The sequence below is a fragment of the Streptomyces sp. NPDC014733 genome, from assembly GCF_043083385.1.
Taxonomy (GTDB): Bacteria; Actinomycetota; Actinomycetes; order Streptomycetales; family Streptomycetaceae; genus Streptomyces.
This window is the reverse complement of sequence record NZ_JBIBYO010000007.1, coordinates 233,134-247,670: the sequence shown is the minus strand read 5'-3', so window position 1 is coordinate 247,670 and position 14,537 is coordinate 233,134. Positions and strand designations below refer to the sequence as shown.

Annotated in this window: 11 protein-coding genes; 6 read left to right on the top strand and 5 right to left on the bottom strand. The window is 74.6% G+C overall.

Annotated elements, in window-relative coordinates; genetic code table 11:
* Positions 1 to 225: 225 nt before the first annotated feature.
* From ACF1BH_RS18780 to ACF1BH_RS18760, 5 genes are all read right to left on the bottom strand, one after another.
* The gene (locus ACF1BH_RS18780; RefSeq protein ID WP_391643559.1) at positions 226 to 1,320 is read right to left on the bottom strand and encodes a 2-oxoacid:ferredoxin oxidoreductase subunit beta; all 1,095 of its coding nucleotides are present in this window, start codon (positions 1,318 to 1,320) and stop codon (positions 226 to 228) included.
* The gene (locus tag ACF1BH_RS18775) at positions 1,313 to 3,250 is read right to left on the bottom strand and encodes a 2-oxoacid:acceptor oxidoreductase subunit alpha (RefSeq protein WP_391643558.1); all 1,938 of its coding nucleotides are present in this window, start codon (positions 3,248 to 3,250) and stop codon (positions 1,313 to 1,315) included. Before ACF1BH_RS18775 ends, ACF1BH_RS18780 begins: the two co-directional genes overlap by 8 nt.
* 307 nt (positions 3,251 to 3,557) lie before the next feature.
* Positions 3,558 to 4,217 (bottom strand): LuxR C-terminal-related transcriptional regulator, encoded by a 660-nt coding sequence (locus ACF1BH_RS18770; RefSeq protein ID WP_391643661.1) that lies wholly within the window; start codon positions 4,215 to 4,217, stop codon positions 3,558 to 3,560.
* Positions 4,218 to 4,369: 152 nt separating this feature from the next.
* Positions 4,370 to 5,209 carry a sensor domain-containing protein gene (locus ACF1BH_RS18765; protein WP_391643557.1) on the bottom strand — a complete coding sequence of 280 codons (840 nt, stop codon included), beginning with the start codon at positions 5,207 to 5,209 and terminating at the stop codon, positions 4,370 to 4,372.
* A 158-nt stretch (positions 5,210 to 5,367) separates the two neighbouring features.
* The gene (locus tag ACF1BH_RS18760; protein WP_391643556.1) at positions 5,368 to 6,552 is read right to left on the bottom strand and encodes a sensor histidine kinase; all 1,185 of its coding nucleotides are present in this window, start codon (positions 6,550 to 6,552) and stop codon (positions 5,368 to 5,370) included.
* A 440-nt stretch (positions 6,553 to 6,992) separates the two neighbouring features.
* Between ACF1BH_RS18760 and ACF1BH_RS18755 the strand changes: the two genes are divergently transcribed.
* The 6 genes from ACF1BH_RS18755 to nuoH all read left to right on the top strand — a co-directional run bounded on the left by ACF1BH_RS18755 (position 6,993) and on the right by nuoH (position 14,537).
* Positions 6,993 to 8,324 carry an EsaB/YukD family protein gene (locus ACF1BH_RS18755; protein WP_391643555.1) on the top strand — a complete coding sequence of 444 codons (1,332 nt, stop codon included), beginning with the start codon at positions 6,993 to 6,995 and terminating at the stop codon, positions 8,322 to 8,324.
* Between the two features lie 755 nt (positions 8,325 to 9,079).
* Positions 9,080 to 10,855 carry a hypothetical protein gene (locus tag ACF1BH_RS18750; protein ID WP_391643554.1) on the top strand — a complete coding sequence of 592 codons (1,776 nt, stop codon included), beginning with the start codon at positions 9,080 to 9,082 and terminating at the stop codon, positions 10,853 to 10,855.
* A 196-nt stretch (positions 10,856 to 11,051) separates the two neighbouring features.
* Positions 11,052 to 11,459: an NADH-quinone oxidoreductase subunit A gene (locus ACF1BH_RS18745; RefSeq protein ID WP_345088401.1), complete on the top strand. Its 408-nt coding sequence runs from the start codon at positions 11,052 to 11,054 to the stop codon at positions 11,457 to 11,459.
* Positions 11,450 to 12,109, top strand: a complete 660-nt coding sequence (locus ACF1BH_RS18740; RefSeq protein WP_391643553.1) for an NADH-quinone oxidoreductase subunit B — start codon at positions 11,450 to 11,452, stop codon at positions 12,107 to 12,109. Before ACF1BH_RS18745 ends, ACF1BH_RS18740 begins: the two co-directional genes overlap by 10 nt.
* Complete coding sequence (locus ACF1BH_RS18735; protein ID WP_391643552.1) at positions 12,106 to 13,575, top strand: NADH-quinone oxidoreductase subunit C; 1,470 nt, start codon at positions 12,106 to 12,108, stop codon at positions 13,573 to 13,575. Before ACF1BH_RS18740 ends, ACF1BH_RS18735 begins: the two co-directional genes overlap by 4 nt.
* Positions 13,572 to 14,537, top strand: a complete 966-nt coding sequence (nuoH, locus tag ACF1BH_RS18730) for an NADH-quinone oxidoreductase subunit NuoH (protein ID WP_391643551.1) — start codon at positions 13,572 to 13,574, stop codon at positions 14,535 to 14,537. Before ACF1BH_RS18735 ends, nuoH begins: the two co-directional genes overlap by 4 nt.

Genomic DNA, 14,537 nt, shown 5'->3' with positions numbered 1-14,537 from the left:
CTCCCGAGGCTGCTCGGCCGCCCCCGGACGTGCGGCGCCACCCTGCGACGGTAGCGCCGCACCGCCCGCCTGTCATGTGCGTATCGGCATACGGTCATGACCGTCGCGCGGCGCCGCGGCGCCCCGCCCGCCACCGCCGAACGCCCAGGTCACGGCCCCGGAACGTACCGGTGCCCCCACCGGACGAACCGGGTGGGGGCACCGTGGGGACGGGCGGGGCGGGTCTCAGCCGACGACCGTCCAGGTGTCGTTGCCGGCCAGCAGGGCGCCGAGGTCGCCCTTGCCCTGCTGCTCGACGGCGGCGTCCAGCTGCTCGGCCATCAGAGTGTCGTAGACCGGGCGCTCCACGTCGCGCAGCACACCGATGGGGGTGTGGTGCAGGGTGTCCGGGTCGGCGAGGCGGGAGAGGGCGAACGCCGTGGTGGGCGACGGGCTGTGCGCGTCGTGCACCAGGATGGCGTCGGTGCCCGCCTCCGCCACGTCGACGATCTTCAGATCGCCGGTGGCCGGGTCGCGGACGACGCCCCGGGAGCCGAGACCGTCCTCGCCGGGCGTGCCGAAGCGGATCGGCTGCCCGTGCTCCAGCCGGATCACGGCTTCCTGGGCCTTGTCCTTGTCCTTGAGGACCTCGAAGGCGCCGTCGTTGAAGATGTTGCAGTTCTGGTAGATCTCCACCAGCGCGGTGCCCGGGTGGTCGGCGGCGGCGCGCAGCACGGAGGTGAGGTGCTTGCGGTCGGAGTCGACGGTGCGGGCGACGAACGACGCCTCCGCGCCGAGCGCCAGCGACACCGGGTTGAACGGCGCGTCCAGCGACCCCATCGGCGTCGACTTGGTGATCTTGCCGACCTCGGAGGTGGGGGAGTACTGGCCCTTCGTCAGACCGTAGATCCGGTTGTTGAACAGCAGGATCTTGAGGTTGACGTTGCGGCGCAGCGCGTGGATGAGGTGGTTGCCGCCGATGGACAGCGCGTCGCCGTCACCGGTGACGACCCAGACGCTCAGGTCGCGGCGGGAGGACGCCAGGCCGGTGGCGATCGACGGGGCGCGGCCGTGGATCGAGTGCATCCCGTAGGTGTTCATGTAGTACGGGAAGCGGGAGGAGCAGCCGATGCCGGAGACGAAGACGATGTTCTCCTTCGCCAGCCCCAGATCGGGCATGAAGCCCTGGACGGCGGCGAGGACGGCGTAGTCACCGCAGCCGGGGCACCAGCGGACCTCCTGGTCCGACTTGAAGTCCTTCATGGACTGCTTGGCCTCGGCCTTGGGCACCAGCGCCAGCGCCTGCGGTCCGGCCACCGGCCCCGCGATCGTCTCAGTCATTGATGGCCTCCTTGAAGACCTCGGCGAGCTGCTCGGCCTTGAACGGCATTCCGCTGACCTGGTTGTACGAGCGCGCGTCGACCAGGAACTCGGCGCGCAGCAAGGTGGCGAGCTGGCCGAGGTTCATCTCCGGCACGATCACCTTGTCGTAGCGCGCCAGGACCTCGCCCAGGTTCTTCGGGAAGGGGTTGAGGTGACGCAGATGGGCCTGGGCGATGCGCTGCCCGGCCCCGCGCACCCGCCGCACCGCGGCGGTGATCGGGCCGTAGGTCGAGCCCCAGCCCAGGACCAGGGTGTCCGCGCCGGCCGGGTCGTCGACCTCCAGGTCCGGGACCTCGATGCCGGCCACCTTGGCCTGGCGGGTGCGGACCATGAAGTCGTGGTTGGCCGGGTCGTAGGAGATGTTGCCCGTGCCGTCCTGCTTCTCGATGCCGCCGATCCGGTGCTCCAGACCCGGCGTGCCCGGCACCGCCCACGGGCGGGCGAGGGTCTGCTCGTCGCGCTTGTAGGGCCAGAACACCTCGGTGCCGTCGGCCAGGGTGTGGTTGGGGCCGGTGGCGAACTGCACGCGCAGGTCGGGCAGTTCCTCGACCTCGGGGATGCGCCAGGGCTCGGAGCCGTTGGCGAGGTAGCCGTCGGAGAGCAGGAAGACCGGCGTGCGGTAGGTCAGCGCGATCCGGGCGGCGTCCAGGGCCGCGTCGAAGCAGTCCGCGGGCGTCTTCGGCGCCACGATCGGCACCGGCGCCTCACCGTTGCGGCCGTACATCGCCTGGAGCAGGTCGGCCTGCTCGGTCTTGGTCGGCAGGCCGGTGGAGGGGCCGCCGCGCTGGATGTCGACGATCAGCAGCGGGAGTTCGAGGCTGACGGCCAGGCCGATGGTCTCGGACTTCAGCGCCACACCCGGACCGGAGGTCGTCGTCACCGCGAGCGAACCGCCGAAGGCGGCGCCGAGCGCGGCACCGATACCGGCGATCTCGTCCTCCGCCTGGAACGTCCGCACCCCGAAATTCTTGTGCTTCGACAATTCGTGCAGGATGTCGGAGGCCGGGGTGATCGGGTACGAACCGAGGTAGACCGGCAGATCCGCCTGACGGCCCGCGGCGACCAGTCCGTAGGACAGCGCAAGATTTCCGGAGATATTGCGGTAGGTGCCCGTCGGGAATGCCGTGGTCGCGGGGGCGACCTCGTACGAGACGGCGAAATCCTCCGTCGTCTCACCGAAATTCCAGCCCGCCCGGAACGCCGCGACATTCGCCTTCGCGATGTCCGGCTTCTTGGCGAACTTCGCCGCGAGGAACTTCTCCGTACCCTCCGTCGGCCGGTGGTACATCCACGACAGCAGGCCCAGCGCGAACATGTTCTTGCTGCGCTCGGCCTCCTTGCGGGAGAGCCCGAAGTCCTTCAGCGCCTCGATCGTCAAGGTCGTCAGCGGCACCGGATGGACGCGGTACGCCTCCAGTGAACCGTCCTCCAGCGGGCTGGTGGCATAGCCGACCTTCGCCATCGGACGCTTGGTGAATTCATCGGTGTTGACGATGATCTCCGCGCCGTGCGGAACATCCGCCAGATTTGCTTTGAGAGCCGCCGGATTCATCGCCACCAGGACGTCGGGGGCGTCACCGGGGGTGAGGATGTCGTGATCGGCGAAATGCAGCTGGAAACTGGAAACACCGGGCAGGGTGCCGGCAGGGGCGCGGATCTCTGCGGGGAAATTCGGCAGCGTCGACAGATCATTACCGAAGGACGCGGTCTCCGAGGTGAACCGGTCACCCGTGAGCTGCATGCCGTCACCGGAGTCACCCGCGAACCGGATGATCACCCGGTCCAGACGCCGGATCTCTTTGTCTGTGCCCCCGTCGCCAAACGAGCGCTGTTCCCCGACGTGCGCTCCGTCGGCCTGTTCGGCTGTGCTGCTGACCTGGCTGGTCACTGCTTCGGACCTCCCTAGAGGGGTACGGCTCCCCGCCGGAGGGCGGGCTCGGGACGTGTCGTGCCGACCGGACGGTCCCCTCACCATCGTACGGGGGTAAGGGTCACCTTCCCTGGGTCGATCACATGATGGACGTGGCCGTGAGATGGCGGATGCTCGTGAATCGTCATGAAAACACTGGATCCGTCCCCCCTCTCCGAGGCAGCTCCGCGCTGCGGTGACGCTCCGACGATGGTGCTAGGACCACGGACCTACGGCCCCGGTGGCACGCGGGCCGTGCCTGGTCCGGGGCGGGGTGGCGGAGGCGTCACGGGCGGAGATAGGTGAGGACGGCGAGCACCCGGCGGTGATCCCCGTCACTCGGCGCCAGGCCCAGCTTCAGGAAGATGTTGCCGATGTGCTTCTCCACCGCACCGTGGCTGATCACCAGCTCCCGGGCGACGGCCGCATTGGTCCGGCCCTCCGCCATCAGGGCCAGCACCTCCCGCTCCCGCGGCGTCAGCCGGTCCAGCGCCTCCTGGCGACGGCTGCGGCCCAGCAGTTGGGCCACCACCTCGGGGTCGAGCGCGGTGCCGCCGCCCGCGACCCGCTCCACCGCGTCGACGAACTCCCGCACCTCGGCGACGCGGTCCTTGAGCAGATAGCCGATACCGCGGGTGGACCCGGCCAGCAGCTCGGTCGCGTACTGCTCCTCGACGTACTGCGACAGCACCAGCACCCCGACCTCCGGGTGTGCCCGCCGCAGCGTGAGGGCGGCGCGCACCCCCTCGTCGGTATGGGTCGGCGGCATCCGTACGTCGGCCACCACGACGTCGGGCGGGGCGCCGGCCCCGGCCAGTTCGCCGACCGCGGTGACCAGCGCGTCGCCGTCGCCGACACCGGCCACCACCTCGTGTCCGCGGTCGGTCAGCAGCCGCGTCAGCCCCTCTCGCAGCAGCACCGAATCCTCGGCGATGACCACCCGCACCCTGTCCTCCACGTCGCCCGTCTCTCCCGAACCGCCCACGCACCGCCGCCCCGCTCACTCCCGGCACGGCACCTCAGCATCCCAGCATCCGGATGCGTCGGGGCAGAAACGGGTGAGCGGGGCGGCAGAGGAGCGTGAGGTTTCCGGGGCGGTCAGCTCTCCCGGGGCGCCGGGCCGTCCCCGGGCGCCGCGGTCCGTACCGTCTCCGGGGCGCTGTCGTGCGGGGCGCTGCCGTGCGGGGCGGCGCCGTACGGGGCGGGCGTCTCGGACCCGGCGGCCGTCCCGGGCCCCGGCTCGGTCACCGGCCAGGGGCCGAGCAGCACCCGGATCAGTCCCCGGTCCGGGGCGGTCAGCGCGTACGTCACCTTGGGCAGGGCGAGGACGAGCAGCAGGCCCAGGACGGCGGTGACCGCGATCTCGGTCGGGGTGTCGACGTACCCGGAGACATCGCCCGGGACGGCGCCCGGCTTCCACAGCTGGATGCCAGGCCGGTCCAGGTAGCGCGGGAACGTCCACCGCCACAGCGGATACGTCAGCAGCGACCAGGCCAGCAGCCAGTACGTCACCGCGAGCGAGAAGGCGGCCACCGCCCAGGGGAAGCGCAGGACGCAGAAGAGCAGCTGGCGCCAGGCCGAACCGTTCCGCAGCAGCGCACCGGTCCACCGCACCACGCCGTCGCCGGACGGCCGCACCGGTGGCGGCGACGCCACCGTCATCCCCAGGAGCGCCCGGGCCCGCGCCCGCTCCACGGCGCCCAGCCCCCGCGCCCCGGCCAGCGTCGCCGCGAACACCGGGATGCCCGCGACCGTGACCAGCAGTCCGGCGCTCAGGGAGGTCATCGTCGTCGCGTAGGCGAACAGTGCGACGGCCACCGGGAGGTTGCCGAGGAGGTAGAGGAACGCGCGCCAGGTGCGCCCCGAGAGGGGGGCGCGCAGTGCCAGAAGTACGCGGGGGGCGCCCGTCTGTCGCGCGGAAGCCGTGGCCATCGTCATGCCGTCCGTCCTGTCGGTGTGGCTGGGGTCGTGGTGCCGGGAGGGCGTGCCGGAAGGGGTGGTGCCTGATTTCGGGATGCCTGATCCGCCGGACGCGCCCCGGGGGCGGTCCGGGCATCCGGATGGGAGGGGCGGCGCGGGGCGCCGGCCGTGGTGGGTCAGGTGGTGGTGCGGCCGCGCCAGGGGAGGGCGGCGGTGATCCGGGTGGGGCCGCCGGACGGCGAGTCCAGGGTGAAGGCGCCGTCCACCGACGCCAGCCGGTCGGCGAGCCCCGCCATGCCGCCGCCCGGCACCTTCCGGGCGCCGCCGTGGCCGTCGTCCGTGACCGTCACCAGCAGCCGCCCGCCGGACCGCCGCACCTGGACGGCGGCGGACCGCGCCCCGGCGTGCTTGGAGACGTTCTGCAGCAGCTCGGAGACGGTGAAGTACACGGTGCCCTCGATCGCCGGCACCGGGCGCTCCGTCAGCTCCACGGAGACCGACACCGGGGCCGTGCAGCGCCCCGCCAGGGAGGTCAGGGCCGGGCCGAGGCCCCGGTCGGTGAGGATCGCCGGATGGATGCCCCGGGCCAGGTCCCGCAGCTCCTGGAGGGCCAGCTTCACCTCGCCGTGCGCCTCGTCCACCATCGCGGCGGCCGCCTGCGGATCCTCCGTCAGCTTCTCCTTCGCCAGCCCGAGCCCCATCGCGAGCGCCACCAGCCGGGCCTGCGCGCCGTCGTGCAGATCCCGCTCGATGCGGCGCAGATCGGCCGCGGCGGTGTCGGTCACCTTCTCGCGGTCCGCCTCCAGTTCGGCGATCCGCCGCTCCAGCGCGTCCGACGGCGACAGCAGCCCGCGCACCATGGCCCGGTCGACGTCGGTCAGCAGCCGCGCCACCCAGGGCAGCAGCGGCCAGCCCGCGACGAGCAGGACGAGGGTGAGCCCGAAGGTCACCACCACCCAGGGCAGCCGGACGAGCGCGAACAGCGCGTGCCGCCACCCCACCGGGTCCGTCAGCCGCGCCCACAGCCTGGGGAAGACTCCCGCTTCACGGGTGCGCAGCGCGGACGGCTCCGGCACCCGCACGCCCAGCAGCTTCCGGGCCCGCGCCCGCTCCAGCCGTCCGTACCACCGGAACGCCGTCAGGCCCACGGCCAGCAACGGCAGCCCGACCACCGTGATCGACAGTCCCAGCCCCAGCGCCAGCCACAACAGCACCACTTCGAAGGCGAGCACGCCCAGCGGCAGATTGGCCAGCAGGTACCCGATCTCCCGCCAGGTCTCCGGGGAAAGGGCGGCGCGCGGGCGGGGCGGGGGCGCCCCCTCGTCCTCGCGTGCGCCGGCCGGGGTCACTGTCTGCGTCATACGGCAAGCCTGCCCGGACGCCGCGCCGTCTGCCATGGGGTGCACGGGCCGGGTGGGGGTGGGGTTCTCCCCACCCCCACCCACGAGGGACCGGGGCGCCCCGGGCGGGACCGTCCCCGTACGTCTCCGGGGAGCCGCCGCGCACCCCTCGGGCCGACTTGCCCCTGTGCGGGGGTGCTCGCCCCGGTACCTGCTCTGACCTGCCCTTTTGTCGATCCCCTCGGCACTTTCGAGGGGTCGGGGAAGCGAAAATCGCCGTAGGGTGTCGCCGTGCGGACAGGGGAGGGGCGAGGGGCGATGGCGCGGAACGACGGCGGCCGGTCGCCGGGGGCGGACACCACCCGGCGGCGACAAACCCGGCACACCTGTCCGTACGGGGCCAAAGCCCCGGCGGACGGCGTCCGTTGGGCGGGGAACCACCGCCGGACGGAGGCCCCGGCGTGAGCGCGAGCGTGGGCGCCCCCGGGGAACGGCGCACCACCCTGAGCCGGGTCACCCTCGTCACCGAAGGGGGCCGCCGCACCGAACTCGTCGTCCCGTCCGGGGAACCCGTAGGGGCGCTCCTGCCGGAGCTGCTGCGGCTGCTCGGCGAGCGCCCGGCCGGACCCGGCGCGCAGCAGCTGGTCACCGCCGACGGCACGGCCCTCGCCCCGCACCACTCCCTCGCCGCCGCCCGCCTGCCGGACGGCGCCGAACTCCATCTCGTCCAGGGCCCGTTCACGCCCGGCACCCGCCCCGGTGGCGGCCCCGGTGCCGATGCCGCCGCGCCCCTGGAGATACGCGGCGGGGGCTGGGGCCCACGGGCCGCGGCGGTGGCCGCGGGCGCGGCGGGTGTGCTGCTCGGCGCCGTCGCGGGCGCCGGGGCCGACCGCTGGTACGGCGGGGCCGCCCCGCTCTGGCTCGGCGTCGCCGCGGTGCTGTCCGGCGGCGTCGGCGCCGCCCTGGCCGCGGCCCGGACCGACCGGCGCGCCCCGGGGGCGGCCCTGTTGCTCCTCGGCGGCACCCTCGGGGCGTACGCCACCTGGTACGCGACACCGGGCGGCGCGGTCCGCCTCGCGGCCCTGGCCGGGACCGCCGCCGCCCTCCTCGGACTCTTCGGGCTGTGCGCCCCCTGGCGGCGCGCGGCGCACCTGGGGGCCGCCGCGGTCCTCGTCTCCCTGGGGGCGTGGGAGGCCGGACTCGCCCTGACGACGCCCGCCCGGACCGGCGCGGTTCTCGGCCTCGTGGGCGTCCTCGTCCTGGGCCAACTGCCCCGCCACGCCCTGACGTCGGCCGGGCTGACCGGGCTCGACGACCGGCGCGCGGGCGCCACCCCGGTCAGCCGCCACCGGGTGGCCGCGGCCCTCGGCGCCACCCACCGGACGCTCGCCCCGGCCACCGTGGCCGCCGCCGTCTCCACGGGCGCCGGCGGCTGGCTCGCAGCCGGCCTGGGCGACGCCTGGGCGGTCGCCGCCGCGCTCCTGCTGGGCCTGGTGCTCTGCGCCCGGGCCCGCGCCTATCCGCTGGCGGTGCAGGTCGCCGCGGTCGCCGCCGCCGGGTGCGCCGCCTGTCTGCACCCGGTGCTGCGCTGGGCCGCGACCGGCCCGGCCCCCGCCGCCGCGGGCGCGCTCCTCTGCCTCCTGGCGGCCCTCCCGGCCGCGCTCCTCACCCTGCGCACCCCCGACGCGCTGCGGCGCGCCGTGGCCCGCGCCGAGCCGGTGGCGGTCGTGGCCCTGATCCCGGTGACGGTGGGCGCCCTCGGCGGGTACGCCCTGCTGCGGGACGCGTTCTGACGATGAACGGTACGGAACGGGTGACCCGGGACCCGGGTCCGCCGGTTACGGAGGCGGCGGACCCGTCGGCGGCGCCCGACGGTTCGGAACCGCCGCCGGCGCCCCGGCGGGCGGAACCATCGGCGACCCCGGGGCGGTCGTGGCAGACGGTCCCGGAAAAACGGCCAGAGGCAACGGAACGGCCGGTCCGGCCGGAGGCACCGGGAGCACTCGGGGAAGAGGGGCGGCGGGGCGTGGAGGCGCAGACACGGAGCCAGGACGGAACGGGCGGAACGGAGGGCACGCGCGGCGCTTCGGACGTGCCCGGGGCGGGCGTCGTCCCGGGGGTGCCCGGTGGGGGTGTCTCAGGGGCGCCCGCAGGGGTGCCGGGGGCGCCCGGGCAGGCGGCGTGCGCCGGGGGAGGGGCGGCGACGGAGGCTGGCCCGGGTGCCGTGGCGGACGCCGTCTCAGGTACGGAGGCGGGCCCGGGCGCTGCGGTAGGCGGCCCGGCGGGTGCGGTGCCGGGCGGTGCGGTGCCGGGCAGTGCGGGGCCGGGCGGTGCGGTGCCGGGCGGGGCGGTGCCCGTGCCTCCGGCCGCACCTGCGGCGCCGGGGGCGGGCGTTTCCGGTCCGGCTCAGGCCGTGGCTGTTCCAGGGCCTGCCCCGGTCGCTCCCGGTCCGGCTCAGGCCCCGGCCGCGCCCGTTGTCTCCGGTCCGGCTCCGGCCGCGTCCGCCCCCGTCCCCTACAGCCGTCCCGGTCTTCCCGCCCGGACGCCCGTGTCCGTACCGCTGCTGCCGCCGGAACTGGCCGACGGGCAGCCCAAGCCGCGGCGCGGGGATCCGTTGGGGCGGCGGGCCGGGCGGGCGTTGCGGAAGGTGTTCGCCTCCTCGCCCGCGACCGAGGCGGCGGCGGTCACGGAGGCGGCGCGCGCCATCCAGCAGCCGGTCGTCACCGGGCGGCAGATCGCGGTCTCCAGCATCCGGGGCGGCGCCGGCAAGTCCACCGTCGCGGCGCTGCTCGCGCTGACCTACGCCCACTACCGGCCCGATCCGGTGCTCGCCGTCGAGGCCGACCCGGCGCTCGGCACCCTCCCGCACCGGCTGGGCGCGCGCGAGGTGCGCTGGTCGGGCAGCGATCTGGCGGAGATCGTCGATCCGTCGATGCTGATCACCGACCTGACCGGCTATCTGCTGCCGTTCGCGGGCGGCGGCTGGCTGCTGCCCGGCAGCCAGGGCGCGATCGGCACCCGGCTGGACCTCGACGCGTACCGCATCGTCATGACCTCGCTGCGGCACCACTTCGCCGCCACCGTCGTGGACTGCGAGACCCTGCCCGCCGAGGTGGCCCGCACCGCGCTGGTCACCACGCAGGCCCGGGTGCTGGTCACCCCGGCCACCCCGGAGGGCGTCGCGGCCACCCGTTCCGTGCTGGACTGGGTCGGTGGTCTGCACCCGGGGCTGCTGCCGACCACCGTCGTGGTCCTCACCCACCTGGCGCCCGACTCCGGCGTCGACGCCCGCACGGCCGCCGCCCACCTCGGCGCGGGCGGCGCGGCGGTGCTGCCGCTGCCCTACGACCGCCATCTGGCCGCGGGCGGCGCGATCCGTACGGAGTTGCTGGGCGAACGGACGCTGGCGGCCGCGGCCCGGATCGCCGCCGAGGTGATGGACCGCGCGGTCTCCCGGGAACCCGGCCGCCGCCCGTCCGACCCCACCGCACGCGGCGGCGCACCGTACGTCGCCCACGGCGTCGTCCGCCCCGCCGCAGCCCCGGCCGCACACCCGCGACCGGCCCCGGACGCGGCGCCGACAGTCGTTACCGGAGTCGCCGGGGCGGGCGCGCCAGGGGCTGCCGGGGCGGGCGCGCCCGGTGCCGGACCGGCCGGGCCTGCCCCCGGGCCGGTGACGGTCACCCCCGCGGGACCGGGCGCCGCCGGGCCCATCGCCCCTGGCGCCGGACCGCTTCCCGCTGCCGGAGTGCCGCCCGTCGCCAAGGTGCCGCCGGCCGCCGGGCCGCAGTCGCACACGCCGCCGGGTCCGCAGCCACCTCTCCACCCGCAGCCCCAGCCCCAGCCGCAGCCCCACACACCGCTCGGCCCGCGGTCACCGCAGCAGCCCCAGGGCCAGCATCCACACCAGAGCCAGCCTTCGCACCAGGGCCAGCCCCTGCACCAAAGTCAGCATCCGCACCAACCCCACCAGCAGCCCCTGCCCTCGCAGCAGCCCCTGCCCGCGCACTCGCCTGCCTCGCCTCTCGCATCCCCTCAAACGCCCGTGCCCCCGCACACCAACCCGTACATGCAGCCCCACCCGCCGTACGGCACCCCGCAGCAGCCTCCGGCGCAGCAACCCCAGGTGAACCCGTACGTGCAGCCACCGCACCAGCCCCAGGCCGCTCCCTCTCCTCTCCCGCCCCCGGAGCCCCTGCGGGCCACCCGGCAGCCCCAGGCGTCACCCCCGGACGGGGAACGGAGTCCCTTCGACGCTCCGCCCGACGCCCGGAGCCCCTTCGACGGCGGCCCGCTGCCCCGCCCGGACGGAGCCGGGGCCTGACCGCCCGGCGCGGCCCGGCCTGTCCGCATGCCGGGCAGCACCGTCCGGCAGCCGGTTGCGGAGCCGGGACGAAGTGGGGTCAACGCCACCGCCGACGAGACGCGGCTGCTCAGCGAGGGGAGGGCAGGGCCTAGACTCCGTGCGTACAGATCGTCGAAGTCGTTGAACAAGCGCAGTCAGGGAGCGAGGGGCGGACGTGCCGGACGACACGACCGTGCGCACCATCACCAGCGCCGCGGAGTACTTCCAGGGGTATTCCTTCGTCGGCCTGGTCGCCGTCGTCGGTGTCCTCTTCGTGGCCGTGGCCTTCGGCGCCGGGCGGTTGCTGCGGCCCGTGGTGCCGACGCCCGAGAAGCTGCTGACGTACGAATGCGGCGTGGACCCGGTCGGCGAGGGCTGGGCGCACACCCAGGTCCGCTACTACGTCTACGCGTTCCTCTACGTGATCTTCGCCGTCGACTCGATCTTCCTGTTCCCCTGGGCGACGGTCTTCGCCGCCCCCGGCTTCGGCGGCGTCACGCTGGTGGAGATGTTCGTCTTCCTCGGCTTCCTCACCGTCGGCCTGCTCTACGCATGGAAGAAGGGCGTCCTGGAATGGACGTGACCCCCGCCCCCGACGGCGCGTCGGCTGCGGCCGAGGGCTCCGCACGCGCCGATCTGCCGATGCCGCGCCGCCTGGGCACGCTCTCCCGCCTCGCGCCCGAACCGATGAAGGTGATCCTCAACTGGGGCCGCCGCTACAGCCTGTGGGTCTTCAACTTCGGCCTCGCCTGCTGTGCCATCGAGTTCATCGCCGCGTCCATGGCGCGCCACGACTTCATCCGGCTCGGCGTCATCCCGTTCGCGCCGGGCCCCCGCCAGGCCGATCTGATGATCGTCTCCGGCACCGTCACCGACAAGATGGCCCCGGCCGTCAAGCGGCTCTACGAGCAGATGCCCGAGCCGAAGTACGTCATCTCCTTCGGCGCCTGCTCCAACTGCGGCGGCCCCTACTGGGACTCGTACTCCGTGACCAAGGGCGTCGACCAGATCATTCCGGTGGACGTGTACGTACCGGGCTGCCCGCCCCGCCCGGAGGCGCTGCTGCAGGGCATCCTCAAGCTCCAGGAGAAGATCGCCCGCGAATCGCTGGGCGAGCGGTACGGCTCCGGCGGCGCGCCCGTGCCCTCGGCGAACGCGCTGCGCAGCGGCCTGGTGGCACCCCCGGAGCCCGGCCCGGCGGAACCCGGCGGTCCGGGGGAGGAGCCCCGATGAGCGAGCCGACACACGACCCGGCGAACGGCCCGGCGAACGGCCCGGCGAACGGCCCGGCCGAGGAGCCGGTGGACGCGCCCGCGGAGGAGGCGGCCGAGCCCGTCGTCGGCTGGCTGCCCGGCCCGGCGAGCGCCCTCTTCGGCGCCGGCGCCACCGCGGAAGCCGCCTACGACCTGCTGACCGTCGACGTACCGGCCGACCGCTGGATCGAGGCCCTGACCGTCGCCCGCACCGCCCTGAGCTGCACCTTCTTCGACTGGCTGAGCGCCGTCGACGAGCCCGGCACCGGCTTCCGGATCTGCGCGCACCTCGCCGACGTCTCCCGCCCCGGCACCGTCCGCCGGCTGCTCGTGCGCACCACCGTGCCGCACGACGCCCCGGCGCTGCCCACCGCCACCGGCGTCTACGCGGGCGCCGCCTGGCACGAACGCGAGACGTACGAGATGTTCGGCGTGGACTTCACCGGTCACCCGCATCTCGTTCCGCTGCTGCTCCCGGAGAACTTCGAGGGCCACCCGCTGCGCAAGGACTTCGTCCTCGCCGCGCGGGTCGCCAAGGCGTGGCCGGGCGCCAAGGAACCGGGCGAGTCCGAGCACGGTGGCCCCAAGCGCCGCCAGATGCTGCCGCCCGGTGTCCCCGATCCGAACGAGTGGGGTCCGCTCAAGGGCCAGCTGCCCCCGGCCCCGGCCCGCCCGGCACGCGGCGCCCGCGCGGCCGGCGGCGCCCGGGCCGCCGGTGCCGGACGGGCTGCCGGTGCCGGACGCGCCGGAGCGGCGGAGCGCCCGGCCGCGGGCGAACGCCCGGCCCGCCGCACCCGCTCGGCGAGCGCCGGCTCCGCGAGCCAGCGCCCGGCCGCCCCGGAGCAGGCCGCATCGCCCCAGCCGCAGCCCGTGTCGGAACAGCCTGTGTCAGGACAGCCTGTGTCGGGACAGCCTGTGTCCGCGCGGCCTGTGCCGGAAAAGCCCGCGTCGGAGCGGCCCGGAGCCGGTGGCCCGGCCGGACCTGCGGCCTCGGCGAAGCCGGAGACGGCGGCCGAGCCGGAGGCGGCGGCGAAGCCGGAAGCATCGGCAAAGCCTGAGACATCGGCAGGACCCGCGACACCCGGTAAGCCCGAGGTGTCCGGCGAGCCCGGGGCATCGGCGGAGCCGGATGCGGCTGCCGGGCCCGCGGCGCCGGCCGGGGGCGCCCCCTCCCGCCCGTCCAGGCCCGCGGCCACCTCCTCGGACGCCCCCTGGCACCACGCCCGCCCGGCCTTCGAGGAACCCGAACCCGCACCGGCGGCCGACGAGCCCGCCCCCGCGCAGGCCGACGCGGCTCCCGACGCCACCGGCACCGGCCCGGACGGAAAACCCGGCACCGGCAAGTCCTCCGGCACCGGCAGGACCACCGGCACCGGCGAGGAATCCGGCGCCGGCCAGGACAACGGCACCCCCACCCAGGACCCGGCAGGAGGCGACACCCCATGAGCGACGCTCTCGACATCGTGGTGCGCCTGCTCGCCGTCTTCGTCGCCTTCCTCGTCCTCCCGCTGGTCGTCGGGCAGACCGAACACAAGGTCATGGCCCATATGCAGGGCCGCCTCGGACCGATGTACGCGGGCGGGTTCCACGGCTGGGCGCAGCTCGTCGCCGACGGGGTGAAGTTCGCGCAGAAGGAGGACATCGTCCCGGCCGGCGCCGACCGGCGGGTCTTCCAGCTCGCGCCCGCCGTCGGACTGCTGCCGTATCTGCTGGTCCTGGCCGCCATCCCGATCGGCCCGCGCAACGCGGTCGGCCAGAGCCTGGACGCGGGCCTCTTCTTCGTCCTCGCGGTGATGGGCGTCGGCGTCCTCGGCTCGATCATGGCGGGCTGGGCATCGGCCAACAAGTTCTCCCTGCTCGGCGGCTTGCGCACGGCCGCCCAGCTGCTCGCCTACGAACTGCCGATGCTGCTCGCCGCCGCCTCCGTCGCGATGGCCGCCGGCACCCTCTCGCTGCCCGGGATCCTCGACTCCTTCCACTGGTGGTGGGTGCCGTGGCAGCTCATCGGCGGGGTGGTCTTCTTCGTGGCCGGCCTCGCCGAGCTGCAACGGCCGCCGTTCGACATGCCGGTCGCCGACTCCGAGATCATCTTCGGTGCGTACACGGAGTACACCGGCCTGCGGTTCGCGCTCTTCCTGCTCGCCGAGTACGCGGGCATCGTCGTGCTCTGCGCGCTGACCTCCGTCCTCTTCCTGGGCGGCTGGCACGGACCGTTCGGCGCCGACAGCCTCGGCTGGCTGTGGACGCTGCTCAAGACCGCGCTCCTCGCCTTCCTCATCATCTGGCTGCGGGTGACCTATCCGCGGCTGCGCGAGGACCAGCTGCAGAAGCTCGCCTGGACCGTCCTGATTCCGCTCGCCCTCGTCCAGATCGCCCTCACCGGCGTCGTCAAGGTGGTGACCTCCTGA

Excerpts from the sequence above, each read along its gene's own strand:
- ACF1BH_RS18780 (WP_391643559.1), bottom strand. The coding sequence starts at position 1,320 with ATGACTGAGACGATCGCGGGGCCGGTGGCCGGACCGCAGGCGCTGGCG.
- ACF1BH_RS18765 (WP_391643557.1), bottom strand. The coding sequence starts at position 5,209 with ATGACGATGGCCACGGCTTCCGCGCGACAGACGGGCGCCCCCCGCGTA.
- ACF1BH_RS18760 (WP_391643556.1), bottom strand. The coding sequence starts at position 6,552 with ATGACGCAGACAGTGACCCCGGCCGGCGCACGCGAGGACGAGGGGGCG.
- ACF1BH_RS18740 (WP_391643553.1), top strand. The coding sequence starts at position 11,450 with ATGGACGTGACCCCCGCCCCCGACGGCGCGTCGGCTGCGGCCGAGGGC.
- ACF1BH_RS18735 (WP_391643552.1), top strand. The coding sequence starts at position 12,106 with ATGAGCGAGCCGACACACGACCCGGCGAACGGCCCGGCGAACGGCCCG.
- nuoH (WP_391643551.1), top strand. The coding sequence starts at position 13,572 with ATGAGCGACGCTCTCGACATCGTGGTGCGCCTGCTCGCCGTCTTCGTC.